The sequence below is a fragment of the Paenibacillus sp. G34 genome (genome assembly GCF_056856875.1).
Genome location: NZ_CM166469.1, coordinates 6,272,976 through 6,297,641 on the forward strand (window position 1 = coordinate 6,272,976; position 24,666 = coordinate 6,297,641).

23 protein-coding genes are annotated in these 24,666 nt (G+C 45.4%); 9 read left to right on the forward strand and 14 right to left on the reverse strand.

What is annotated here, in order from left to right:
* Window positions 1-29: 29 nt before the first annotated feature.
* From AC1VYS_RS28240 to AC1VYS_RS28250, 3 genes are all read right to left on the reverse strand, one after another.
* Complete coding sequence (locus AC1VYS_RS28240; RefSeq protein WP_482912400.1) at window positions 30-593, reverse strand: GNAT family N-acetyltransferase; 564 nt, start codon at window positions 591-593, stop codon at window positions 30-32.
* Window positions 594-831: 238 nt separating this feature from the next.
* Window positions 832-1,104 carry a CD3324 family protein gene (locus AC1VYS_RS28245; protein WP_482912401.1) on the reverse strand — a complete coding sequence of 91 codons (273 nt, stop codon included), beginning with the start codon at window positions 1,102-1,104 and terminating at the stop codon, window positions 832-834.
* Window positions 1,105-1,397: 293 nt separating this feature from the next.
* Window positions 1,398-2,306, reverse strand: coding sequence for a helix-turn-helix transcriptional regulator (locus tag AC1VYS_RS28250; RefSeq protein ID WP_482912402.1), 909 nt, complete (start codon window positions 2,304-2,306; stop codon window positions 1,398-1,400).
* Window positions 2,307-2,488: 182 nt separating this feature from the next.
* Between AC1VYS_RS28250 and AC1VYS_RS28255 the strand changes: the two genes are divergently transcribed.
* From AC1VYS_RS28255 to AC1VYS_RS28280, 6 genes are all read left to right on the forward strand, one after another.
* Entirely contained in the window at window positions 2,489-3,055 is a 567-nt protein-coding gene (locus AC1VYS_RS28255; protein WP_482912403.1) for a hypothetical protein, read from the forward strand.
* Window positions 3,056-3,203: 148 nt separating this feature from the next.
* Window positions 3,204-3,974 carry a helix-turn-helix domain-containing protein gene (locus AC1VYS_RS28260; RefSeq protein WP_482912404.1) on the forward strand — a complete coding sequence of 257 codons (771 nt, stop codon included), beginning with the start codon at window positions 3,204-3,206 and terminating at the stop codon, window positions 3,972-3,974.
* Between the two features lie 112 nt (window positions 3,975-4,086).
* Entirely contained in the window at window positions 4,087-5,052 is a 966-nt protein-coding gene (locus AC1VYS_RS28265; RefSeq protein ID WP_482912405.1) for an MBL fold metallo-hydrolase, read from the forward strand.
* Window positions 5,053-5,432: 380 nt separating this feature from the next.
* Window positions 5,433-6,506 carry a ribosome small subunit-dependent GTPase A gene (rsgA, locus tag AC1VYS_RS28270; protein ID WP_482912406.1) on the forward strand — a complete coding sequence of 358 codons (1,074 nt, stop codon included), beginning with the start codon at window positions 5,433-5,435 and terminating at the stop codon, window positions 6,504-6,506.
* Window positions 6,503-7,537 (forward strand): aminoglycoside phosphotransferase family protein, encoded by a 1,035-nt coding sequence (locus AC1VYS_RS28275; protein ID WP_482912407.1) that lies wholly within the window; start codon window positions 6,503-6,505, stop codon window positions 7,535-7,537. The genes rsgA and AC1VYS_RS28275 overlap by 4 nt, the downstream gene beginning before the upstream one ends.
* 138 nt (window positions 7,538-7,675) lie before the next feature.
* On the forward strand, window positions 7,676-8,230 hold the full coding sequence (locus AC1VYS_RS28280; protein ID WP_482912408.1) for a dihydrofolate reductase family protein: 555 nt from the start codon (window positions 7,676-7,678) through the stop codon (window positions 8,228-8,230).
* Window positions 8,231-8,415: 185 nt separating this feature from the next.
* Here the strand turns inward: AC1VYS_RS28280 and AC1VYS_RS28285 are convergent, their stop codons facing one another.
* From AC1VYS_RS28285 to AC1VYS_RS28315, 7 genes are all read right to left on the reverse strand, one after another.
* Complete coding sequence (locus AC1VYS_RS28285) at window positions 8,416-9,537, reverse strand: SGNH/GDSL hydrolase family protein (RefSeq protein WP_482915153.1); 1,122 nt, start codon at window positions 9,535-9,537, stop codon at window positions 8,416-8,418.
* Window positions 9,538-9,668: 131 nt separating this feature from the next.
* Window positions 9,669-10,064 (reverse strand): hypothetical protein, encoded by a 396-nt coding sequence (locus AC1VYS_RS28290; protein WP_482912409.1) that lies wholly within the window; start codon window positions 10,062-10,064, stop codon window positions 9,669-9,671.
* A gap of 274 nt (window positions 10,065-10,338) precedes the next feature.
* Window positions 10,339-11,061, reverse strand: coding sequence for an amino acid ABC transporter ATP-binding protein (locus AC1VYS_RS28295; RefSeq protein ID WP_482912410.1), 723 nt, complete (start codon window positions 11,059-11,061; stop codon window positions 10,339-10,341).
* The gene (locus AC1VYS_RS28300; RefSeq protein WP_090923441.1) at window positions 11,058-11,714 is read right to left on the reverse strand and encodes an amino acid ABC transporter permease; all 657 of its coding nucleotides are present in this window, start codon (window positions 11,712-11,714) and stop codon (window positions 11,058-11,060) included. The genes AC1VYS_RS28295 and AC1VYS_RS28300 overlap by 4 nt, the downstream gene beginning before the upstream one ends.
* Before the next feature lie 18 nt (window positions 11,715-11,732).
* Window positions 11,733-12,530: a transporter substrate-binding domain-containing protein gene (locus AC1VYS_RS28305; protein ID WP_482912411.1), complete on the reverse strand. Its 798-nt coding sequence runs from the start codon at window positions 12,528-12,530 to the stop codon at window positions 11,733-11,735.
* 311 nt (window positions 12,531-12,841) lie between these two features.
* Window positions 12,842-13,744: a response regulator gene (locus AC1VYS_RS28310; RefSeq protein WP_482912412.1), complete on the reverse strand. Its 903-nt coding sequence runs from the start codon at window positions 13,742-13,744 to the stop codon at window positions 12,842-12,844.
* The gene (locus tag AC1VYS_RS28315; RefSeq protein WP_482912413.1) at window positions 13,716-15,032 is read right to left on the reverse strand and encodes a sensor histidine kinase; all 1,317 of its coding nucleotides are present in this window, start codon (window positions 15,030-15,032) and stop codon (window positions 13,716-13,718) included. The genes AC1VYS_RS28310 and AC1VYS_RS28315 overlap by 29 nt, the downstream gene beginning before the upstream one ends.
* Window positions 15,033-15,276: 244 nt before the next feature.
* Here AC1VYS_RS28315 and AC1VYS_RS28320 point away from each other — a divergent pair, with 244 nt between their 5' ends.
* A complete protein-coding gene (locus AC1VYS_RS28320; RefSeq protein WP_482912414.1) occupies window positions 15,277-15,774 on the forward strand; it encodes a DinB family protein in 498 nt (165 codons plus the stop codon).
* A gap of 237 nt (window positions 15,775-16,011) precedes the next feature.
* On the opposite strand, the gene AC1VYS_RS28325 is transcribed toward AC1VYS_RS28320, so the two are convergent.
* Together AC1VYS_RS28325 and AC1VYS_RS28330 are read right to left on the reverse strand one after the other, a co-directional pair.
* Entirely contained in the window at window positions 16,012-16,974 is a 963-nt protein-coding gene (locus tag AC1VYS_RS28325; protein WP_482912415.1) for an SMI1/KNR4 family protein, read from the reverse strand.
* Between the two features lie 197 nt (window positions 16,975-17,171).
* Window positions 17,172-18,797: a rhamnogalacturonan lyase B N-terminal domain-containing protein gene (locus tag AC1VYS_RS28330; RefSeq protein WP_482912416.1), complete on the reverse strand. Its 1,626-nt coding sequence runs from the start codon at window positions 18,795-18,797 to the stop codon at window positions 17,172-17,174.
* Between the two features lie 890 nt (window positions 18,798-19,687).
* On the opposite strand from AC1VYS_RS28330, the gene AC1VYS_RS28335 reads away from it, so the two are divergent.
* Window positions 19,688-20,473 (forward strand): hypothetical protein, encoded by a 786-nt coding sequence (locus tag AC1VYS_RS28335; protein WP_482912417.1) that lies wholly within the window; start codon window positions 19,688-19,690, stop codon window positions 20,471-20,473.
* Between the two features lie 100 nt (window positions 20,474-20,573).
* On the forward strand, window positions 20,574-21,194 hold the full coding sequence (locus tag AC1VYS_RS28340) for a hypothetical protein (RefSeq protein WP_482912418.1): 621 nt from the start codon (window positions 20,574-20,576) through the stop codon (window positions 21,192-21,194).
* 88 nt (window positions 21,195-21,282) lie between these two features.
* On the opposite strand, the gene AC1VYS_RS28345 is transcribed toward AC1VYS_RS28340, so the two are convergent.
* Both AC1VYS_RS28345 and AC1VYS_RS28350 read right to left on the reverse strand, forming a co-directional pair.
* Window positions 21,283-21,900 (reverse strand): hypothetical protein, encoded by a 618-nt coding sequence (locus AC1VYS_RS28345; protein WP_482912419.1) that lies wholly within the window; start codon window positions 21,898-21,900, stop codon window positions 21,283-21,285.
* A 184-nt stretch (window positions 21,901-22,084) separates the two neighbouring features.
* Window positions 22,085-24,475, reverse strand: a complete 2,391-nt coding sequence (locus AC1VYS_RS28350) for an S-layer homology domain-containing protein (RefSeq protein ID WP_482915154.1) — start codon at window positions 24,473-24,475, stop codon at window positions 22,085-22,087.
* Between the last annotated feature and the right edge of the window lie 191 nt (window positions 24,476-24,666).

Here is a 24,666-nt window from a genome sequence, read left to right on the forward strand (position 1 = left end):
GCACAATTGTAATACTCCGACCTACCCGCCTAACTCTCAACGGCATGATTCAAGAAACGAAAGATCAATTTGAGCCCATCCTCGTCTGCAGTCATGGCTACCTCTTCCTCGTACAAACCTTGCGTATAATTCGCTACCGTCTTGCGCCAGAAATGCTGACCCGTTTTGTTTTTGTCCCCTGGATTGGTGAATATCTCCCAGTTGCCCTTAAGCATAGCAAAGATCATTACAGCCGCTTTCTCCGCGACACCCGTTCCCCGATACGGCTGTAGCAGGAAAAATTCATGCATGAAAAAATCGATGCCCGGCGCACAGTGAGGCGGTGTTGCTACCATTGCAAATCCAGCAGGCCTGTCCTCGGCCATGATCAAAAAAGGATAGAGACAGCCCGGCTTTTCCCACCATATATTTTGCACATCATATTGGTCTTGTAACGTTCGGTAAGCAGAATCTTCCTCGTAAATGCCATGTTTATTCGGTCGATGTCCCTCCCGCATCCCATAATGTCCAGACAGGTCATGCAGGTATAACGGATACATGTTTTTGATGATGTACGCCTTGTCTGAATTCGTCAGTTCCACTTGGATGTTCATGTTACAGATCACCGTTCCTTCCGCTGGTTACGCCCGCTTCCTTACTCTATATATAAGTAAACGCGTGCTCTGGACTCTATTGTACGGATACTAGTGTCGGACAGATACGTAATATTCGTTTTCTAACCATTCTGTACATCTACATGTCCGCACACCAAAAGTACATAGTAAAAAGCCACATCCGATAGCTCGAATGTGACTCATACTTTATCCAGTTTCATCTCACTTGATTTCAACTTCACTTCACTTTTTTGCAATATACAATTTTCTTGATGCTTTCCAAGGATAAACAATATTGATCTGCAAGCTCATCGATCGTTGATCCCGTAGCAAACTTCTGGCATATCTCGTTGTTCCGTTCCCGAATTAGTTGTCGACCGCCTGAATTCTCTCCCCATTTCTTATGGGTGTCCTTCGGCCTCGGAATATAGATTAATCCACCTGGGAGATGTCGCTGTATCTCTTCGAGCAATGCCTTCGGAAAGACGGCATCTGCATTTACATATTTCATCGTACTCCACTCCTTAAAAAGTTAATCTTTTAAGGTAGCAGAGCCTCACGAGGAAACTTCTGACTTCATCACGTCAATGATGGCGGAAATGGATATTAGGCTCTATGCAAACAACCGCCGTTGTTCCTCACATGGACTCTGCATAGAGCGGGTGTTAAAACTTCTTATGAATCGAATCATGGTAGCCCCCCTTTCGCTGAATCGATATAAGATTACGTTAAGTCATGCCCCAGCATTTCGGGTAACACTTCTATATCTTCCATATGAGAAGCCAAAATCCTCTATTAATTCCTCTATTCGTTCCTATACTGCGCCAGACTTTGCTCTAACATCACACGAACCTGCTCCTGCAATTCCGGTGGCGATATCACCTTAACCTCGGGTCCATAGGAGAGTAGCCTACGCGCGGTAAAAGCAAACTCCGAATGCGGCACAATGCCGCACCACTTTTGCTCTGATACGGTCTTGAATAACGCATCCGATGCCGCTATTCTTGCCCCGAATGCTGTAAATTGCAGTACAACCTCTTCGCCATCTGTGTGCGCAGCCTGTTTCAGCCATGTTTTTAGTGTAGGGACAGATTCATCGATCTGATCCAGCACCGTCAGCTGCTTTATTCGATCCACACGATATAACAATACGCGATCTTTATTCCGCGCAGGCATGTACCAATACCCCTGCTCATAATAGATGCCCAAGGGATACACGCTTATCTTTTTCCAGCCGCTACGGGCATGGTACTTGAATGAAACAAGTCTCTTCTCGACTGCGGCCGTTAACAGATCGGATGTGAGAGACTCCCGATGTTCACCCGGATGCTGCATAAATGCAATATGCTCTCTCATCCCTGTAATCCGTTCCTGTACATCCGCAGGCAGCGTGGAGAAATACTGCTCGGCCAGATGCCCCCGAATCATACCATACGGAAAATCAGGAACCTTTTCCAAATATTCAAGCATCATAAACAGGCCCAGTGCTTCTTGCTGTGTCAGCTGCAAGGGCGGCAAAATCCGATTGGGCAGCACCCGGTATCCGCCGTTGACGCCTACCTCGGTGTATAAAGGGAATCCCATCGCCTGTAAAGCATCCAGATCACGCTGGATCGTACGAACCGACACTTCAAATCGTTCTGCCAGCTCCCGAGCTGTGAACTTATGTCTGGAATCCATAAGGCGCATCATCGCCAGCCTGCGTTGATTCATCAGAACCCCACCTTAATTACGTCACTTTTTGTCATAGTAAAATTGTAACATATCCGAGCTATTCCACGAACATGTATGCTGCACAACATTCTTGAATAAGTTTGTGTGACAAGAAGGCCCTTCACGCACCAATGTAGAACTATAGAACATTCACTATTAAATGTCGGGGGTTGAAAACAACGATGAGCCGTAAAGATCTCTTTCCTGCAGATGTACGTGAGGTTATTAATTACATTGAAGAAGGCGATGTATTGAAGGGGGCTTCCCTTTCGATTACCCATGACGGTGCAGTGACTGGAACAGCATTCGAGACACAAAATTCATTTACGAATCTGGAAGAAGCCCTGATATTTTACCAGGGAGAAGACGTTGAGCCGCCTTGTTACTTTTTACTGGACATTACCGCAGACGCCTTAGGAGATATTCCACCTGCCTCTGGAGAGGAGCAAAAATCCCTCGACCGAGCATTTATTCTGTATGAAGAAGAACAAGACTTCTATGGCATGATGAAGAAAAAATTAGAGGGACAGGCCACGGAATTGGGACTGAATCCTGATCGACTTAACCATCTTGCTGATATTATCAGCAGTGATCTATTTCAGATTGCGAGAGCCCGATTGTTATGTAAGGAGCCACATCCGTATTTTGAAACTATGTTTAATGTCTATAAAAATCAAGGATTGCCTGTAGGCTGGGTAGGTGGCGAAACTGCTGCCGAAGGACAATTCATCATCTATACTCGTCCTTAACATCCGAAGCTACAAGCCAAGCTAATGTTCAATCAACCAGCGATATCAAAATATCAACGGCTGGTTGAAGTTTCACCTAGACCTCCATACAAATAATGAAGAACAAACGTTATTCTATAGAAAAACATGTTCAAGGAGGTTTTTCACAATGAACAACCTGCAAGGAATGGGAACAAAGATCGCACAACTCCGCCGGTCTAGCGGCATGACGCAGGAGGAGTTAGGAAAGCTTTTATCCGTGTCAGCACAAGCTGTTTCCAAGTGGGAAAATAGTGATTCTTTACCGGATCTTCCCCTGATCGTAAAGATAGCAGAAACGTTTAATTGCTCGACCGATTACCTATTAGGACGTGAGGGTGGACTCACATCATTAATCCCTCAAATCCGCGAGACGCTCCATAAGATGGAATTAACAGATCGAATCGCATTTCTCGAACATATGATTACACTAACCGAAGGTCCTTCCTCTACACTACCTGTTAGTTCAGGTGGAAATCCATCTCTAGTACATATACACCTTGGTCCAGCAGGTTTAGGTCTCTGGGCGAAAGATCGCCTTGCTTGTATGGCTACACCGATATTCTTGAAAGAATCGGTGGAATTGCTGAGGACAGCAGCTGCATTCCCGCTCAACTTGTTATCGGATGACGTTCGCCTGGTCTTACTCATTCTCTTGCGAGAAATCGATGACTTGAAGCCAGAGTATGCACTGGATGAAAAGACACTACGAACGCACCTGCCAGACACTATACATCTGGATCAGGTTCTTACAGAATGCATTGAACTTGGGTTTGTCGACCGCGTACGCGGTGGATATCGACTGAATTTCAGAGCTGATCTTACCGTACGGCTGCTCGCAATGATTCATCAGATCATAAATCAACAGGGAACTATGAATGTAACTGTAGGAAACGTATAACCCGCCGAAGCCTACGATCGATACAACAAACACAGATTCTAACCGAAGTTACCACTCAAATTAAAATATGAACTCTACAATATATTTCAATAAACAGATCGGAGTGGGGATTTTGAGAGACAAGATCGCAGCCTTTCGAGGCTCCAAGCATTTTGAATTAAAACATGTCACGGATCAGGTCATTGCGGCCATTGCGGTTCCAGGAACAGGATCATTAGGGAATGCAACCATCATTGATTTGGGCGATGCAACAATGGTCGTGGATACTTTCCTGACCCCGCAGGCCGCATCCGACCTGAAAGAAGCAGCCACTTCTATTACAGGGAAACAGGTAACCTACGTTGTAAATACACATTGGCACAGTGATCATACCTCTGGAAATCAAGTGTTTGTACCCGAAGCTCTCATCATCTCGACAACGGCTACCCGCGAGATTATGGATACCTTTTCAAGACAAAGAATAGCTCAATATCGGGAGAATACGGAGCAGATGAATCAGGCGATTCATCAACAAGAGATACAACTGCAGCAAGAGACCGATATAAAGTTAAAACGCGAGATGGCCTGGGATAATGCCAGTGACCGTGAGTTTATGCAGATGCTCCCCGATCTGGAACATACTGTTCCAACGATAACCTTTGATCAACAGATGGTCATTCATGGCAGCAAATGTACAGTTCAACTCCTTACATTTGGCGGAGGACATACACATAGTGATGCTATCTTGTACATTCCTGAAGAGAAAACCGTTGTCACAGGAGATCTGGTTCTCTCCAAACATCATCCCGTTTTGGCTAATGCCAACCCACAGGAGTGGCGGCGTATATTGGAACAGATCGAGCAGCTTGAGGTGGAGACAATCATTCCCGGGCATGGAGAAGTTTGCTCTCTGCAAGAGCTTCATGATGTCAAAGGTTATATCACAGATGTAATCGTACTAGTGACAGAGGCTATCCAGAACCAGCAACATCTCGATGAAATTGACATACCGGAACAATATAAGTGTTGGTCTTTTACAACCTACTTCAAATCAAATTTGAGCAAAATCCATACACTTATCACGGAGTCAGAAAAATGAGAATTGGATTTCAAAAAGAATTGAAATCGGCCTCCAACTAATATTGAAACATTTTCCAAAACAGGTTATAGTAAAGAAGCTTAGCGATAAGCAAGTTCCTTACACGAAGGGAGAGGTTTTAATTGGCTACTACTTATATGGATTTGGTGGTTCAGTATTAAAACTGAATAGCTGGCATAACTGAAAAAAAGCGGGATGACTCCCGTATTCTTTGTTGTGCCCTTCAAAGTAACCTTTCGTGAATATTGCTGTTTGCAGATACGATGAAGGTCGTATCTTTTTTGCGTCCTGATGCCGCAAAACAGTAGCTTCTTAGAGGCTGCTTGTTTGCGGCATTTTTGCGTCCAAAAACAACATTTAAAGGAGCTAACCCTATACCCATGATGAATTTAAAAACCTACGGATATATCGAAACAGAAGAGGTCCCAGATGGATTAATACCTGGCAGAGTTACGGAACTACGGCGCGAGCAATTCACGGTCATGACAGAGCGCGGTGAAGTCCCCGCAGTATTGAAAGGTTCATTTTATTATCAGGCAGATATGCCGACTGACTTTCCTTGTGTGGGGGATTTTGTCCTGCTACGCTACAACGATATCGGTGATTCCCTGATCGTTAAGGTGCTGCCCCGAAGGTCCAAATTCTCGCGTGCAGACTATGCGGGTCATGCTGCAAGCTATGCCAAAACGATATTGGAGCAGGTTGTTGCGACCAATTTCGATGTTGTATTTATCCTGACTTCGCTGAACCAAGATCTCAATGTGAATCGTATTCTGCGTTACCTGACTCAAGCCAGACAAAGCGGTGGTAAACCGGTCATCATTTTGACCAAAGCAGACCTTGTTACAGCGGAACATCCCATGCTCACAGAAGTTAGACATCGCATCTCCGATGTGCCCATTCACGTGATCAGCAGTCATACCCGTCTGGGGCTGAACGAACTCGCCCCATATCTTGCTCCGGGTCAAACCGTTGTCTTTCTCGGCATGTCCGGCGTGGGTAAATCATCGCTGCTTAATGCATTAAATGAAAATGACGTCATGAAAGTCCAGGCCATACGGGAGGACGACAGTCGGGGCCGACACACTACAACACATCGTCAACTCTTCATGCTGCCTTCGGGTGCAATGGTCATTGATACGCCTGGAATGCGTGAGCTTGGGCTTTTTGATGCTGACGAAGGTATTCGTGCAAGCTTTGCCGATGTCGAGGATTTATTCGCTCAGTGCCGCTTTACCGATTGCCGCCATCAGACCGAGCCTGGATGTGCCGTTCTCTCAGCACTCGCGGACGGTTCATTACAGCATGAACGTTGGCAGAGCTATACTTCCCAGCAGTCGGAGAACAGGTTTGTACAGCATAAAACCAGCTACCTCATCGAAAAAAGGGCGAAAAACAAAATCAACAGGATTCAGAGTAAACAAACCAACAAAAGTGGAGGTCGGAAGAAATGAATAAGACGAAGATGACGAAGATAACAATTCAAACCTTAACTCATGTTTTAAACCAATATTTTAAGAAGAACATTATTGCAGCGGACTATCATACAACTACTCTGCATGGCGGAACTATGGGTAACGTCAATCTGGTAACAGGAACAGCCGAAACCGAAGATGGCCAAAAGTTGCTTTACCAACTTGTACTGAAGGTTCAGAAACAATGGGAACGTTATAATGATCCCGGTTCATGGCGCCGGGAATATGATCTGTACATGTCTGACCTCGGAACGACATTCTCGGAAACCTTCCGCTGGCCCACCTGTTATTACGCGGAGATGAATGCTGAAGAAAATGAATTTCAGCTGTGGCTGGAATATATCGACGGCGTGTCCGGTCTGGATCTGTCTGTTGAAATGTTTGAACAGGCTGCGCTGGAATTAGGGCGTTATCAAGGCAAACTGTACGCGGAACAGCCCGCAGTGCTGAAGAGTCTGACCAACTTGAGCCATGCCGATCTCATGAAAAATACGTATCTGCACTATCGCTCATGGCCTGTCGTTTATGATTACATCCGTTCTGAAGCCTGTGAGTTCCCACCCCATATCCGGCAAATGTTGATCGATATGGATGAACACTCGGACGAAGTATTGGCTCGCATCGAACAGCTGCCGCTTGTGTTGAACCATCGGGATTTCTGGGTGACCAATCTGATCTATGCCGATGGGAACATCGCGCTCATCGATTGGGATACCTCAGGGTGGGGATACTTTGGAGAGGATATCGCCAGCCTGGTTGCCGATGAGTGTGATATTGAGCATATGGTGGAGTATTATCAGCGCTGTGTCCCTGCGTATTACAAGGGCTTTGCGGAATATGCCGATGCTCCCCCACTCGCAGACCACTGTGTACACGAGATGATTCTGTTCGTGTTCGGGTACAGGCTGGTAGAATATTATGTACATGCAGAGTCCGATGCGATGAAGGAAGAAAATCAGCATATACTCCAGAAAATCTATGAAATGAAACATAGCTCGCTACAGGGATAAACGATACGGTAGTTCATTGCTGATCCAGGCTTCCAAGCTCCCTCCTTAGCTGTACTTTGAATAAGCTATTAAACTACGTCAGATATTGTCATAGTTATGCTGTATCCTACAGGTATCACAGGAAGGGAGCGATGAAATATGAATACCTCCAATTCAAAAGCAATCCTGTACATTGCCATGAGTCTGGATGGATATATTGCCCGATTGGATGGCACTTTCGATTGGCTACTTGATGTGGAAGGTGATGGAGGCGATAACGGTTATGCCACATTTTATCAAACGATTGGCAGTGTGGTCATGGGACGTTCCTCGTACGAGGCAGTGCTTACCATACCGGGGGAATTCCCTTATGCAGATCGTCCGACATATGTGCTTTCTCGTTCAGAACAGCCCTCTGCACCACATGTACAATTCACAACCGAGAACGTGGCGACACTGATTCCAAGGATGAAACAATCCTTCGATGGAGATGTGTGGATTCTAGGTGGAGGCCAGCTTGTTCAGTCGGTGATGGAGCAGCAGTTACTGGATGAAATTGAGGTCGCTATTATCCCGAAAGTACTGGGTGAAGGTATCCCTTTATTTCCAAAAGGCACCGTGCCCACCCTGCTGAAAACGATTCGTACCCAGACGCTCGGACAGATCATTTCCATCCGATATGAGGTACAGCGAAGTCTTGCAACAGATGGTTGATTAGAATTAGACGACCGGACTCCATAAAACAACTGCAAAAAGACCGTACAGCATCCTGCTGTGCGGTCTTTCGTTACCCTTGGGTATATAACAACCATTGGGAGAATCTATATAAGTTGAACTATTCATTTACACCATTCTGTCATCGGAGTGTTCCGTGTAAAAGATGCAGTTCAACTTGTATATTATAGAATTCGCTGAATGTACTCTGTTAAAACATCAGCCGCACGGCGATGTGATCGATCGCCAGGGTGTGTCCTCGCACCCATCGTTTCCTCGGTTGTATTCGGCAGCTGCAGGATCGAAACAGCATGATCATTTGTCTGCTTGTGATATGCATCCACCGCACGGTATATTGCGGGAAGCAGGGAAGCTCCAAGCATGCCATAAGCCCATATGATATGCGCTTGCAGGTTATTTTTTCGCAGCTTAATCAGGAACTGCTCCACCGCCTTCTCGAATTTGGCCAAGTCCCCCTCATGATACGTCCCATCTTCGTTGAGGCGTTGCTTGTACACTTGTCCGGTGATTGGATCTGTCCAAGCTGGAGACTGGAATGCGCCATCGTCATTGCTACCCAGATTGACCACAACCACATCAGGCTGCCAAGAGGTAAAATCATGTGGCTCCAACGCACCAAGCCGCTCATTGCGCTCCCCTTTTAGCAGACCGCAGACCTGCTCATAATACTCCGGAATGTTGCCAGCGGGATTGTTGTCCCAACTGCTCAGCACGCCCCATCCGCTCTGAGAGATGACACGGTATTCTGCATCCAATACCTCAGCCGTCATGAACGTATAATTGTGAAGTGCACTGAACCACATGGGTATCCAGTCCTCTTCTGTCTTCGCCCCAATTGCTCCTTCACCCGAGGTAATGCTATCTCCAATAAACTCGATTTTAAGGGGTTTCTCTTCTACAGGCAGGAACGTGCCGTCGGCCTTCACTGCATGAAACTGCAGGCTGTTGCCCGGGTCAACACTCATCGCCTGTACATCCTTAATGATACGTACATTTTTCACCATAGCCGGGTTCATCCCACGGAATATACAGATCCAGGCTCTGCCTCTGATTAACATCTGCCGACTCACTGGAACACCATTAATAATGATGCTAATCCAGGGCTCAAGCAGATCATAAGATGATTCTATTTCTACCCAAAATTCTGCACCCTTTACGTTACATTCGACTGCACTGCCTGTCCAAAACAACGTTACCGGCGACCGTTGTCCTGTTGTTCTTCCGTGAATTTTCATATGTGGCACATCTGAAATAGCAATGGTCTCCAATTCTTCATTGGCGCTGATATTCATATAGAACCTCCTATTATAATTACTTTTGAAAACTAACATTTCATTAATGAAGTTCTAACGGGAATCTTATTCGCATTGATCTCCGAGTTCTGTTCTAAGTATCACACTCTTTCGCCTATCCGCACCTATACTACCTGGAATGGAGCATGTCCTGTGTCCGCATGACGAAGCTGTGTAGGCTTACGCAGACGCAAACTGCAAGCTAGTCTAAACACGGCCCGTTTCTGCTCCACCTCCACCAAGGAAACATCAATCCATAGAGGAACTAACGGAACATGCCAACATAAGAGATTCACAGCCTCATCCACCGTAAATTGCCGATGCAGCACATTGTTCGGGGCCAGTACAACCAGCCGCATCATCTCGTCTGCGCCATTTAGAGATTTCTCCGGCTCGTATATCGGTTTAATGAGCAATTGAACCTCCTCGTATTCCAGTTGATCCCGCATTCGAATCTTCTCCATCGCTTGCATCAGATGTGACCGGAAAATCTCTTTATCCATCTGAGTTACTCGCTCCATCATGCTGACCTCCCGCTCGTGGATGTTTACTGATGATGCTATCAGTGAAGCCGTCTATATAATGTTGGATTTATAGGTTCACATGAACACTCCAACTTGTATAGAGCTTCTATATGTATTACGCACGACAACCAAAATCCCCTGCAAGTAAACCTGTTCAAGTTCATCATATCCGATGTGCTTGATCTATAGTTTACCCGCAAGGGATATGATCATATTTTATTTTGATATTAGAGAGATAGTAGTAGCCATGTGTTGCTCTGGATGCTGCTTGTTACAGCACCTTGCCAAGAAATGCCTTGGTCCGCTCATGACGCGTATTCTGAAAAAGATCCTCCGGCGTGCCTTCCTCGACAATATAACCACCGTCCATAAAGATCACCCGATCCGCGACCTCACGGGCAAAGCCCATCTCATGTGTCACAACAATCATCGTGATGCCTTCATGTGCAAGGTTTTTCATGACTTGTAGCACTTCCCCAACCATCTCGGGGTCAAGAGCCGAGGTAGGTTCATCAAACAACATCACACTCGGATTCATGGCAAGTGCACGTGCAATGGCTACACGTTGCTGTTGGCCACCGGACAGCTGATCAGGATAGGCATTTTTTTTCTGAGACAGCCCTACCTTACCCAGCAGTTCCATTGCTTTTTTCTCATTTTCGGCTTTACTCAGCTTCCGGATATGTTTGGGCGCCAGCATGATGTTCTCCAGCACGGTCAGATGCGGAAACAGATTGAACTGCTGAAACACCATACCCACATTGGTGCGTAGCTCGTCGATGTTGGTCTTCGGGGAGGTAACCTCCACCTCGCCAATGACCACTTTGCCTGAGGTGACTTCCTCCAACAGATTAAGGCAGCGTAAGAAGGTACTTTTGCCAGACCCCGAAGGGCCGATCACACATACCACTTCCTGCTCCCGAATCGTTGTGGAGATATCCTTCAGCACCTCGTTCGCGCCAAACTGTTTCCTCAAGTTCTCTACCGTAATCATCGGATTGCATACCTCCTTTCAATGAAACGGGAAGCCCGTGATAACAGCACGATGATAATCAGGTAGAACACACCGACCGTACCCCAGATTTCAAATGCCCGGAAGTTCGCGGAAACGATGATCTCCCCGCTCTGTGTAAGCTCCGCAATCCCTATCGCTGATAATAACGAAGTATCCTTAATCGTGATAATAAACTGGTTTACAAAAGTAGGAATCATACGCCGGGTCGCCTGCGGCAGTACCACAAGCCACATCGTTTTGAAACGACTCAGACCTAGTGACCTTGCGGCCTCATGCTGCCCTTTGCCAATAGATTCAATCCCTGCCCGGAAAATCTCCGAGATGTATGCACCAGCATTTAAGCTAACCGCGATAATGCCCGCCGTCATGGCTGGGATACGCATATCCAGAAACACAGGCAGACCGAAGTAAATGAAGTATACCTGCACCAGAAGCGGTGTGCCACGGATGATATCCACATAAAGCGAAGCCACCAGTCGCAACAACCGATTCAGGGAAGTGCTCATCAGGCCGGAGATCAGACCAATCACCATTGCAAAGATGAGCGAGATCACAACAATTTTTAACGTAACGACCGTTCCCTCTAACAGAAGAGGCAGTGCGTCCAGTATGACTTGCCAGGAGGAATCCATCCGTGTCACCGCCCCTTTCTACTTCGCTGCTGTTCCTAGATATTTCTCAACGATCTTGTCGTATTCGCCGTTTGCCTGCAATTTTTTCAGTCCCTCATTGATCTTCTTCTGCAATTCAGCATCGCCTTTGGCAACGGCAATGCCGTAGAAGTCACCGTTCAAGCGGTCACCAACAATCTTAAGCTTTGAGTTCGGATCAACGGCAATTTTGTAAGAAACCACCGGAAAGTCTTCAAGTGTCGCATCCGCGTTTTTATTCGCTACTTCCTGATACATAGATGGGCTATCATCAAAATATTTCACGGTTGCGCCATAGGTCTTCGCATATTCATCAGCGAGATTCGCACCTGACGTTCCTTTTTTGATCGCAATCGTTTTGCCTTTCAAATCCTGCGGGCTCTTAATATCGTTGTTAGCTTCATTCACGATTAAGGACAATCCGGCTTGATAATAGGGTTCGGAGAAATCCACAACTTTTTTACGCTCATCCGTGATGCTGATGCCAGCAATCGCTCCATCCAACTGATTCGCTGTAATGGCCGGAATAATACCTTTGAAGTCCATCGGTTTAATTTCCACCTCAAAGCCTTCTTCTGCCGCAATGGCATTCATCAGGTCAATGTCGATCCCAACGTATTTTCCATCCTTCTGAAACTCAAACGGAGGATATGTTGCATCCGTACCAAATGTATATTTGGTTACTGCCGATCCACTTGCAGACTGGGCACTGCTGTCTTCTCCTGATTTTGCTGCGCCGCAGGCACTAAGTGCCAGAGCAAGAACTGAAGCCATAACGATGGATGCTACCTTTTTCATGGAAAAACCCCTTTTCCTGATTAGATTGGAATCGACCGAATCGATCATTTGTATTTATGTACGTATTGTATTTCTGCACCTACGAGAACTTACGCAATCCTACACATTTTATTAACAACATATGAAAAATAAATTAACACAATGTTGTTTTTGACTACTTTTTTGTACAAAAATCTAAATTTTCATATAGAAAACCCTCTTTTTATGTAACTTTATATAACACAAAATAAAAAAAGACCCTTGAAAAGGATCTCTAGAATTCTGAATTACACATACCTGCGCTGTAATATGGGTTTCATTCACTTACTATTTTAGCTATTTATTTTCTCTACTGTCTCCATGTAGAACACTTGCAGGAATTTCTTGATGTTTACCTTGCTCTTGTTGTCGCTCGCCTGCTCTTCTTCCATCGCCCTCATCTTCATACGCACGTCCTGAAAATCAAAATAAAGCGGCGCATAATGCTCAAATTTATGATTGCTGTAATCCGTAAGTCCAATGGAGGCCAGATTCGTCAACGCCGTCAGAACCGTTCTGCGGATACGCTGTTCCATCGCCTTGCACTCCTTCTCCACTTCCTTAGGCGTTAGCCTGTACTTTTGCGCCACAGCTTCATAGGATTCCTTCAGTGGCGGCAGCTCGGAGGCCTGCTTTTGCTCAATAGCATACTCCATCAGGGCTACGATATCTTTGCTCCCGCTCTCACCGATGATGCCCAGGTCCATTAATATGCTTCGCGCCGAATCTCGCACCGTTCGGGTCTGAGCTGGAGCCGGGGCCGGAGCTTCGACCAGATTCAGGCGAGCCATGGACTGTTTGATTTCCTGCACATAACGCTCATACTTCCATTGCTCATTCACTTTATTGAGCACATGTTCCACTTCTACCCGATTGATCGGTTTGTGAATGAAGAATTCAATCCCCTTCTGGTAGGCCGCTCCCACCATCTCTTTGTTGACCACCTGTGAGATCATAATAAATTTGCCGTTATAGCCGCTCTGCTTCAGGTTCGCCACGGTTTCAATCCCGTCTTGATCCGGCATCAACAGATCGATCAGTACCACATCCGGTCTGAGATCCAGAATCATGCGCTGTCCCTCCAGGCCACCCTCGGCCATGCCAGCAAGCTCTAAGGTTCCGCAAGTCTCAATAATATCCTGCAACATGCTGCGGCTCACCACATCATCATCCACGATCAGGATCGAAAGTGTCATGGGCATCGGCCTCCTTCATTAGATTGACCCTGGGGATCATGACTGTGAACACCGTACCCCGCCCGGATGGAGCGGCTTCTACCTGAATCTGTCCTTCCAGTGACTGCACGATATCACGTACATGGGACAGGCCAATCCCTGTGGCCGCAATGCCAACTTCGTTAAACTTGGTCGTATAACCGGGTTCAAAAATAACCCCGCGCTTCGCGGCAGGTACCCCTTTTCCCGAATCCGTCACTACAAAATGTACATCCGCATCCTGTTCAAACACCTGTACTCGAATCATGCCTTCCTGCTCAATCGCCTCGACCGCGTTAGCCAGCAAGTTATTCATAACCGTGAGCAGTGGGATATAGTAAGGAGATTCCCCTTCATATTGCTGTTCAATCTCGATCTTGACCTCTTTATCCAGCATCTCACTGTATTTCCGATTGGCCTTACCTGCAAAATGCACCACTTCCGACAAGCTCATGTTTACCGTCTTCTCATTATCATAAAGCTTCAATAGCCCGGCCAGAATCCGCTGGGAATCCTTCTTCACTTCATGAATCTGTTGAGCAATTCCCAGTGTCCGCTGACTGTATTCGTTCATGTCCTGCTCACGTAGATCGCGGTATAGCTCATAACTGTTAGCCGTGATACCTTCAATGGTATTCATCGCTTTTTTCAGGTAAAAAACCTCACCATATAGTCCCGAATTCACACTTAACATCTGTTCCATCCGCTTTTCCTGTTCTGCATGCAGGAGCCTGATCTGTCTGACCGCGAAACTGTTATACAGCCCGATGACAAAGTAACTCCGCAAACCGCCCACGATCAGTAGATACAGCCATTCACGCATATAAAAAATATTCGTCCCGCTCAGCACACCTCGCACAAATAACTCCACCAGATTGGAGGAAAAATCAATGCCGGTGATGATGCCTCCGAGCAGAAGTGGAGGAATTTCATGAAAACGGCGCTTAATTTTACTCAACCCATAGGCAAAGACTACATAGTACAAACCGGCCCCCAGGTTATCCCACATGCTCTCCAGCATGGATAAGGTGTGTACATGGTGAATCAGATCGGCCGATTGAAAAGCAATGCTCGCTAGCCCCGTGAGAATCCCTGTTTTTATATAAGATAAATGTGGCATAATCATCAGCAAAAATAAAAGAATGCTGACCCCGAGGCCGATCCGGAAATAATCTTCCCGAAAGGGATTGATTTTGAACTGTGCGCCTATGGATGTAGCCAAGGCAACGGCAGCCATCTGCACATTCTCGTTTTTGACCCAATTGCGCATCGCTCTCTCCACCTACTATCGCAACGTTCACAAGCCGCACTGCTAAGGCTCGTGCTTCTGATGTTAAATATACTAACATACGCGAGAAACATTAGAAATAATTAAAATTTGGGGGTATAACTTCTTTGAAGCCAGAGAGCCTATAAAGGCTGGAAGTTTAGCTTATTTTAGTTTCCCACAATTTAATTGTATAATGTATATAACGACAGGTCAGAGACCTGTTCTTCAGAGAGGAAGATTGCACATGTCAGATGTTAATCAAAGTTTTGGTCAAGCCTTGGTGAAATCCCTGGTTGGAGAGCGCGGACATATTCGTATTGCCAAAGCACTTCCCGATATTGATGTAGAACTTGCTGGACGTACACATGAGGCCATGCCTTATACCATCTACCAATTGGTCAAACATATGCACTACTGGCAGAATTTCATGCTGGAGCATGTGGAAGGACGCAAACCGCAGATGCCAGCGAATGTGAGCGAGAGCTGGCCAGTGGAGACAGGCCCACAGGATGAAGCGACGTGGAAAGAAGACATTCGGGCATTTCTGAGCGGTATTGATCAAGCGGTATCCATCGCAGAGACAGCACAGCTGGATGATCCATTGCTCTATTTTCCAGGGGAAACCAAAGGTGGATTACTGCGTAATATCGCTTCACATAACTCTTATCATCTGGGTGAAATTGTCTTGCTTCGTCGTTTCTATGGCGAATGGCCACCTCCAGGCGGCGGGTTCCCGGCGTAAGAGATAAGTCACACGAAAATGAAACAAGTTTTACAGCCCAGATATGTTGGTATTCAGCATGTTTAAGCATGTACTGTAGACGAGAAGCCGCAAGGGCACACCCCCTGCGGCTTCTTGTTGTTTAAGATCATATCTTATAGGTTCGTATTTACTCATATTCACTCAATCTTCTTGCCCTACCATTCCGGTTCGGTTCAGAGAACGATAAGTTGTTCAATATGAACTCTTGGCATAGTACTAAACTTCGGGACGCATTAAACCTTGGATAAACGTCTCAAAGTTCGGTGCAAGCGGAGTGATTTTTCGCTCATTCTTGTCGACGTAAACGACCTCTGGCTCCCCATCATTGCCGTAAGAACGGTAGTCCAACATGACAACTCCTGCTTCGGAAGGTGCTTTCGCAATGACTACACCAATCTCCGGATATCCATCACGTTCAATCACGGCCCAGCTACCCTCTGTACCACATAGCGCATGGCGTTTCTCACGACCAATGCCCAATATTCCCTCAATTTCGACATACTCGGTTTCTCCAGATGCTTCGTCCGTCACCGGGAAAAAGCGGTTATATGGAATGCCCCCATTGTGTTCCTTCATCATCTTAATGTAGGAGGCAGGTAAGCGGAACACAAGTTGTTCCTCCACCGATTCAATCAAACCCTCGCTTGGCGGATCAGATACATAGTGCTCCAGAGCCAGCTCACTATCATTCCAGAACTCACCAGATGTCGGAACTGGTGGATCAACATGAACTACATTTAAAGATGAGATCGCCCCAGGCTGCTCTTCGGCTGTTCCATTTTCCAATTCGACGCCTTCCTGCACCTCATCCGCTACGTCATCATCCTCTTCTTCCCTGTTTCGAATCCATTCCAGAAACTCCAGTGTATCTTCGTCCCCCGGCTCCAGCTCGTCGGAACGCTCAAAAGCTTGCTCTGCCTTGTCGTATTGCTCCAGATAATAATAAGCTAGTCCAATCCGGTACTGCCAGAGCGGGTCATCTGCTCCCTCTTCAGCCACGGTCAGGAATTGGTCCACAGCTTCTTCATATCGCTCCAGATTGTTTAAGGCTCGGCCCAGGTGGTTCACCAGCTCATAGTCTCTCTCTTCGACTGGAACCTCCTGCACCGCGTCCACAATCTTCCCGTACTCATCTTGCTCGTGCCATGTTTCCAATTGTTCCAATAACTCTTCGTTCATCATTGCGCCTCCGTTCCTTCATCTCATCATTATGTATTGAAAATTATACCACTATACCGAACTGCTTCTCCAGCGAAGAAGGGACACGCTCAAGTAAGAAGCACATTTTCACCTGAAAATCATAAAAAAGCAGCCCGACCTCATGTTATCCATTCAGTCAGGCCACTCAAGCTATAGCTTCCTTTGTTAATCCTTAGTTAATTCAGCAGTTCCACACAATCGTACACCCAACCTGCACTTAGCCAATTCCCCAAGTCGCTGGAGCCGCTGATCGGTGTAATGGTGATTGTATTTGCACCGTTAACAAAATATGATGCAGGGATATTCCAGCTAAAGGTGGTATTATTGCCCCGGTACGTGCCGATGGTGAAACTACGAGAGTTTGGCTGAGCAGAAGGAGCTGGATTGCTTAAGGTTCGGCCGTTAATCGTTACGCTCGGTCTTCCATTATTGTAAGCAGCCGTAATCCCGATGTTCAGAACATGCGAGGAAGATGCCTGTGCTGCATTCAGGTTAAAATTCACCGTTGTAGGCGAGTTCTGGCCCCGGAATTGAATAGCCGGAAAACGATTCGTTGCACTGCCTGGAGTATACGTCACCGGCCCCCAGCTTGGGTTGCGACTATCCGATGGATGACGAATCGGAATCGTCTGTCCGTTCAGGAATTCCCGTGGTGTCCCGTCCCAGTTCCCGATTCTCCAGATGCTGGAGGCTTTGCTCGGATCATTGTTAATGGTGCGGGTGTTCACCGTTGTAGTTTGTCCAGCATTCACGTTCACATTTTCCGTGTATACGGCAAGTTCACCTTTATATACCGTCATCGTATACGTTCCCGGAATCATGCCGTACTTGGTTGCAGACCCACTTGATGATGCATTTGCCCAATACTGAGCGTTGCTGTTGGCAAATCCAATTGTATAAGCGTAACCTGCCTCCATGCCAGAAAGTCCATTCAACACCACATTACCCCGGCTGGTCACCCAACCTTGCAGATTTAATCCCGACATCCAGTTGAAATCAGGTGCCGAAGGAGTGCTACCAGTTGTAAAAATAAGTGCATATGGACCATGCAGGCCAAGACGCCAGTTTTCCGTCTGGGCATGTCCAGAGTTCATATAATTATAGACTTCGGTTTCAGAGCCGCTTTGGAACTGAATATCACGGAAGAAAGGCCCGCCTGAGCTCTTCTCTCGGTTACCGTATGCCATGAATACACCTACTCCATTACCCGTTACTCCTCGGACAGACAGATCTTTCGCCTGATCATTACCATAATATTTGGAGGCCGATTGCCCATTCGAGAATCCGAATACATCCTGACTTTCAATCGCTCCCGTATTACCTCGGTTGTTCGAGTTCGCAGGCACACCGGTCAGCACACTCCCATTGCCGCGGAAAATATAACGCAGTTCACCAATAGACGGCTGTGCCGTAATATGTGTCGCCATATAGATGATGTTCTCGCCGCCGCGCGAAGCATAATAATGAGTCAGCGTGTTGGTTGAAACGGTAATCAACACCGTTGAACCGGAGGGGGATTTATTCCATGTTACATTTGCGGAAGACCCCAAACCTGAACCAATATGTGATCCTCTATTGCTATTCAGCTCCGTTCCATTCATCTTAGCCGAGATGATATCTCCATTCGTTTTATTGACCACATACACAAGACCCGACCCGGTATTCACTTCAATTCTGGAGCCATTGTCTGTCACTTGGATGGTGGCAGCATGGCTTTTTGAAGCAGGAAATGCAAAAGCGGAAGCAACCATGGCGATGAACAGCAGCATACTCATTCCCTTTTTAACGAAACGTTGAGCCACGTCAATATCCCTCCTAATCACACTATTAATTTGTGAAGCGCTTACATATCTGAGCAATACACTTCCCTATGATGTATGGTCAACCCTCTATGGTGATCTTCAATCATTCTTCCATAGATACGTCTATCTAACGTTTACGAGTTGTTAAAGATATATTCACGATCGCATCCATTTCGATTTGATTACAACCTATATAATCTCCACCTATTCCAGAACCTTTGGATCGATGATCAAGTTTTCTTACAATCACATCATTATAATACCATTATATTACATATTTTCTCAACGAATATCTCTCTTATATGAAAACAAACGAAACAGTTCTTATTTACCAATCGCTCCGACAACATTTGATCTCCTCAAATATGAGTTTTATGGGATCTAATTACAGACTACAATCACTAATTTGAATGTGCTGTCAGTTTCCAGCGCACGGATGATGATCTTACCTCAAGCTATTTTTCCATCATCGTGCCCACGATATGGAACCTCTTCTCTAGCGAAGGCCCACTACAGAAAATTTATAGTATATATATCCCAGATATAGTGGTAAATTTGATTCATTTTACTCCTAATGGCTGACTTATATTGTCGAATGAGGTGCAATAACAAGAGATTATGGTTATCGTTCTATAATAATCCACAAATTAAATATCCAATATATGTATTTTAATATCTTTTGTTGTAATTAGGATTTTAAATATTGTTGTACATTCGCATACGTATATATGATTGGTAGCAAAGCCAGACTTCGCCGCGTCCTAAAATTTATATTGGCTCAACTAAACAACAAAGAAATTTTTATAACTATATTTTTATAAAATTATTTACAAATAAAATTTTTCCATTTATACTATTTTTTGAGAAAAATAAATTTTTGGAGGTTCAACATGAGAAAAATTAAGCTATCATTTTTACTCGCTATTTCTTTAGTTTTGAGTAGTTTTTCTGGACTAGCTAGTGCTGAGAGCGTCAAAGAGACAGAGGACAACTTCCCTAAACTGATACAGCAGGCTGATCAGCTAAAGGATAGTGGTGCAACTGATCAAGAGATTGATAAATTTCTGAAATCTCAAGGTGTTCAAGTATTATCGAGTAATACAATGACTTTAGACGAAAACGGAAATGAACTTGGTGCTAGCAGTGGAGAAGTATCTATCATGAATATTAATGCTGCTGATAGAAAAGTAACAACTCGCGTGACCAAAGACAGCGGAAGATATTATGCATGGGTTCAGATTGACAGAATGCCAACACTTCCGGCAGATGCTACTCTTGAGGCATACCCCGCTTCATATGATGTAGTGTCCATTAACTGGAATCCAGCTTACTTTAATTATGTTGCAAATGGAGTAACAAACCAAAATATGTGGCTGGCTGACGCTGATTTTAGAGATAAAGGAACGATCCTTTTTAATATCTACGATAACCTTGACCACGGAAGTACAGTAAGTGCCTATGCAAAGTTATCTGCCAAGAAAGCAGGATCAACGACAACAGCAGTGAAATACACCCATACCTATGACAAAACCCAAAAGAGTACAACTTATAGTGGTACTGCCGATTGGAGCTGGGGGAGTCCGCTTGGTGTAGGAGTATCGTATGAAGTTAAAACTTCATCAGTAGAGGCTAACTGGAAAAAGTCTGCCACTGCAAGTGTTAAGGTCACCCTTTAATTAGATAATCAAATCTTAATAAATAAAGTAAACGGAAAATCTTATTTTTCCGTTTACTTTATTTAATTTCAGCTTACTAATTGAGTATGGGGGTGCAGATATGAAAAAAATCAGTGTATGTCAGTGGGGACTCATAATCATCTCAGCTGTGTTAGCATCAAATATTTTGCAATTTTATATCTTTAATCAAGACAGTAATAAACAGCAAAGTTCTACTACCTTTCAGCCCATTTATGAAAGTAAATATAATTTATATTCTGATTACGCAAGCCGCATTCAGAATATATATCAGTTTCTAGTTCAATTGGATAATGTCAAAACACCGAACGCTAGTTATCTGTTATCAGAAGGTTTCTACATCGGAATTAGTTCAGATTATTACACTTATTTAGAGTCATTGATTAGAAAAACGGAAAGTGCGGATTACAACGAAGAATTAAGACATATTATCGAAACTAATGAAAATCTGCAGATTATGATTTATGAGTTGAAAAACTATTTCACAGTACATCAGAATGATGCCAGCTTCCCTGAGCAATGGAAAGGTATTAAAAGCTTGCTAAAAGAAACCCAAGTACTTCTGGCCTCTGGGTCTTCCACAGATACAACGCTATATAACATAATCAGCTATCCGGAAAACTTCATTCCGAAACCTGATTATCAGAGCACCATGTCAGCCCTGAACGAAAATTTTGCTAATCTCGTGAATCTACTTCGCTGATCAAACTTAATATCTCTATTTACCCAAAATACTTAAGCATCGATTATCACGCAAGATCGATGCTTATCTTAATTTCGTACCGCTTGTCTTATTTGGTGTCCATTACAAGCTCGTATTGATCAAAAATCCATCCACTCCTGATTTGCTCGGCAGCCTTCTTGCTAATACGCACAGAAGGTTTTTGCACCCGCAAACCATCTGGTTCGGTTACCGAAAACCGCAGCAGTTGTGTTCTGTTTTTAATCTCACTCACCAGTTCTTCGTATAACTTATATGTGAATGGCCGATGTTCCCGGATATCCTCATACGTATAATCTGTTCCTTCGCCACTTTCGGCTTGAATTCGGATATCTTTGGGGAGCGAAATCATAATGCTAGGCAGCTCATCCACAGCCCATTGCTCGCGATAAGGAAAACGGATACCTTCATTTCTGACGAAAAACCCAGCCATTCCCTGATCCATAGTAAGTACAATCGAATATACAAAGTGCGGGAAGTAATCTGTTGCCTTCTCCGTAGCTGCATAGTAATCATAAAATTGCTTATAGGTCTGAAGCACCTGTTGTTTGTCATATGGGGTCTGGGCATAATTCGGTGAAATGAATGAAGCCTCTCGCTCCTTAAACAGTTCCAGGATCTCGCCCCACTCTTCCGGTGTGATCCAAAACTTGATTTTGTAGAACCCGCTATTAGTCAGTCGACTCATGTTCTCCCCGCCCTTTACGTAAGTTAGATTCGTACAGGTAATTATCCATATTTTACTACAAACTCAGATGACATAGATGTCTACACCATCATTTACAACAAAAAAACCGAAACGGCTCGCATATGCGAACCGCCCCGGCAATCTTGATCAGATCCAAGTAGGATGAGATGTGATGTGATTACAATTACAGACCTGCAATTACTGACTTGATCGAGCTGTCACTTTCCAGTGCACGGATGATGATCGTTACCGCTTCAGCGCGAGTCGATTTGCCGTTAGGCAGGAATTCGGAAGCAGTCAATCCATTCACCAGCTTCGCGGAGGAAGCAAGTTCAATTGCTGCTGCAGCCCAGTTATCGGATTTCACATCGCTGAAGCTGATTTTCGTGCCTGTTGCAAGTGTGTTCAGATCCAGTACACGAGCAATGATCGTTACCATTTCGGCACGAGTGATCGTTGCGTTAGGCTTGAAGGAACCGTCTGCATATCCGCCGATTACACCTTTATCTGCGAGCGTGCCGATGTATCCAGCCGCCCAGCTTGCGTTTGTATCTTTGAAGCTATTAGCTGCTTTATTCTCGCCAAGGCCAAGTGCACGAGCAATCATCGCTGTGAATTCAGCACGCGTTACAGAAGCATTTGGCTTGAATGTGCCGTTCTCATACCCGTTGATGACACGCAGTTTCAATGCAGCATTAATATTTTTGTTGGCCCAGTGTGTGGAGATATCACTCATCGCCAGCTGTTCATTTTTCGTTGCTTCAATGGCTGCATTTACGTTTTTCAATACGCTATCTTGGCTTACAACATCCGACTTGAACGGATTCGTCGTTACGCCACCCGGATTTGTAGTATCCTTAACAGCAAGGACAACTCGGTCATTTTGATACATAACCTCCGTTGTATATTGGCTTGGCAGACCTTTCACATCTACCGATGCAAATTTACCATTCAGTTTGTTCGCACCAAAACTGATCAATGTGAGGTTGCCTTGAGCAGGTACATAGTTGTTGTCAAAATTCACTTGCAGCTTACCGTTCGCATTCACGGCACCTTTAACATCCAATACGTCATTCGCGCTGCTCATATTAAGCTCCAATGTTCCGCTTGATGCTTGTGTGAAGTCACCTTTAATGTTCCATTTACCTTCTACTTTTTCCGCAACCGTACCGCCATTATTCACGACAGAACCGGCACCAAATGCATTGGCAGAATCACTTTCCAACGTACCGGCTTTTACTTCAGTACCACCGGAATACGTATTATTACCTTGCAGATGAAGTGCTCCGCTACCTTCTTTGGTTAGCTTGCCTGTACCAGAGATGTCATTGCGCCATACGTCTTTTGCATTAAACCCACCTTTAGCTGCATCCATAACGACCGTTACATCGGTGTTAAACGCGCCATATCCGTCAGCTGCGGCAAACAGGTTCAGACGTCCCCAACCTTCCGGATCATCCAGTACCGGATACCCTGATGCGATTCCTGTTGTGGACAGCACCGCGCGGCGTTGTTGATCGTTCAGGTAAGGCTGTCTTGTTTCAAGCAATACTTCCGCACCTTTAGGTACTTGTACTGCCTCAGTTGTGGAGCCAATTTGCGGGAATCCATAGGTCATGCGCTCTGTGAATTCGGATTTGTTACGAGCGTAATCTGTAAAGCGGTCTTTACTTGTGCCTGTCTCTTTCAAAAGAATTTCATGCGCCTCAGCATACGCTTGCTCTTTCAGCTCTTTATTATCTGGATCATTCAGTGCAGATGCTGCGAATGCCGTTGCCAGCACACGACCGCCCATAACATCCAGTGGGGAGTGCATACCAGCTACAATTCGGTCATCGCCCATTTCAGAAGCACGAGTCATGAGCTCCTGATAACGTTCAGGCACAGCGTAAGCAAGAGCGATAGCCGCAAGGTAGGACGCATTCGTGTGACCGCTTGGGAAACCACCATCCGTCTCCGGTTTGCTGCTCTGTACAGCAACCAGTGAAGGTACGATCAGTTGTTGACCCTGCCAGCGGAACGGGCGTTTATATTGGTAGAACATTTTCGCCTGTTGTGTTGAAGCATAGTCACCACGAACTTTACCGATCAGGTCCACCATTTTCCCCAACTCGGAATTGGAATCGCCTGCTTTGTTGGAATCATTTTTATCCGAATACTTGGTTGTCGCTGCATCTGCCGGAATACTTGTAATGGAAGTGAATGTGCCTGACTTTTCCCGATATACACCAGCTAGTTTCCCCAGACCCTCCACTGCGCCATACGATTGATTCGTACGGTCTGTATAGTACGCAGCATCTTCGTCCGCTTTGGAACGTGTTTTAGCACGTTGTGCCACATAATCAATGTTGTAGTCCAGAACGGCGCTGTTCAGCTTCGTACCATTATCCCACGCACTTCCTGGTGTCCACAGGTCGAGGAACTTGGATAACGTGCCAATCGCCGGATTGCTGTCTACCGTCATTTTATCCGGTTTGTTATTTTTGTACGTGTCTACGAAGTAACCCCATGCCGGTTGTTTCGGTAATGCCACGGTATCATTATTCTGTGCTGCGAGTGCAGCGCCTGGTGCCATAGAACTTGTCAGAACGACCAAACCTAGAGCAGCAGTGAACAATCTTTTCTTGTTTTTGTTTGTAGCAACTTTTGTTTTCAAATCATGTCGACTCCCATCGTTTAATAGTTGGTCTCGGTTCGGTCTCAAATGTAGCATTGGAGCCGTAAAACCAGCAATAAAACAATTTCGTCATTGTATCAATTTCGACG

Excerpts from the sequence above, each read along its gene's own strand:
- AC1VYS_RS28240 (WP_482912400.1), bottom strand. The coding sequence starts at position 593 with ATGAACATCCAAGTGGAACTGACGAATTCAGACAAGGCGTACATCATC.
- AC1VYS_RS28245 (WP_482912401.1), bottom strand. The coding sequence starts at position 1,104 with ATGAAATATGTAAATGCAGATGCCGTCTTTCCGAAGGCATTGCTCGAA.
- AC1VYS_RS28250 (WP_482912402.1), bottom strand. The coding sequence starts at position 2,306 with ATGAATCAACGCAGGCTGGCGATGATGCGCCTTATGGATTCCAGACAT.
- AC1VYS_RS28255 (WP_482912403.1), top strand. The coding sequence starts at position 2,489 with ATGAGCCGTAAAGATCTCTTTCCTGCAGATGTACGTGAGGTTATTAAT.
- AC1VYS_RS28260 (WP_482912404.1), top strand. The coding sequence starts at position 3,204 with ATGAACAACCTGCAAGGAATGGGAACAAAGATCGCACAACTCCGCCGG.
- rsgA (WP_482912406.1), top strand. The coding sequence starts at position 5,433 with ATGATGAATTTAAAAACCTACGGATATATCGAAACAGAAGAGGTCCCA.
- AC1VYS_RS28275 (WP_482912407.1), top strand. The coding sequence starts at position 6,503 with ATGAATAAGACGAAGATGACGAAGATAACAATTCAAACCTTAACTCAT.
- AC1VYS_RS28280 (WP_482912408.1), top strand. The coding sequence starts at position 7,676 with ATGAATACCTCCAATTCAAAAGCAATCCTGTACATTGCCATGAGTCTG.
- AC1VYS_RS28290 (WP_482912409.1), bottom strand. The coding sequence starts at position 10,064 with ATGGAGCGAGTAACTCAGATGGATAAAGAGATTTTCCGGTCACATCTG.
- AC1VYS_RS28295 (WP_482912410.1), bottom strand. The coding sequence starts at position 11,061 with ATGATTACGGTAGAGAACTTGAGGAAACAGTTTGGCGCGAACGAGGTG.
- AC1VYS_RS28300 (WP_090923441.1), bottom strand. The coding sequence starts at position 11,714 with ATGGATTCCTCCTGGCAAGTCATACTGGACGCACTGCCTCTTCTGTTA.
- AC1VYS_RS28305 (WP_482912411.1), bottom strand. The coding sequence starts at position 12,530 with ATGAAAAAGGTAGCATCCATCGTTATGGCTTCAGTTCTTGCTCTGGCA.
- AC1VYS_RS28310 (WP_482912412.1), bottom strand. The coding sequence starts at position 13,744 with ATGACACTTTCGATCCTGATCGTGGATGATGATGTGGTGAGCCGCAGC.
- AC1VYS_RS28315 (WP_482912413.1), bottom strand. The coding sequence starts at position 15,032 with ATGCGCAATTGGGTCAAAAACGAGAATGTGCAGATGGCTGCCGTTGCC.
- AC1VYS_RS28320 (WP_482912414.1), top strand. The coding sequence starts at position 15,277 with ATGTCAGATGTTAATCAAAGTTTTGGTCAAGCCTTGGTGAAATCCCTG.
- AC1VYS_RS28325 (WP_482912415.1), bottom strand. The coding sequence starts at position 16,974 with ATGAACGAAGAGTTATTGGAACAATTGGAAACATGGCACGAGCAAGAT.
- AC1VYS_RS28335 (WP_482912417.1), top strand. The coding sequence starts at position 19,688 with ATGAGAAAAATTAAGCTATCATTTTTACTCGCTATTTCTTTAGTTTTG.
- AC1VYS_RS28340 (WP_482912418.1), top strand. The coding sequence starts at position 20,574 with ATGAAAAAAATCAGTGTATGTCAGTGGGGACTCATAATCATCTCAGCT.
- AC1VYS_RS28345 (WP_482912419.1), bottom strand. The coding sequence starts at position 21,900 with ATGAGTCGACTGACTAATAGCGGGTTCTACAAAATCAAGTTTTGGATC.
- AC1VYS_RS28350 (WP_482915154.1), bottom strand. The coding sequence starts at position 24,475 with ATGGCACCAGGCGCTGCACTCGCAGCACAGAATAATGATACCGTGGCA.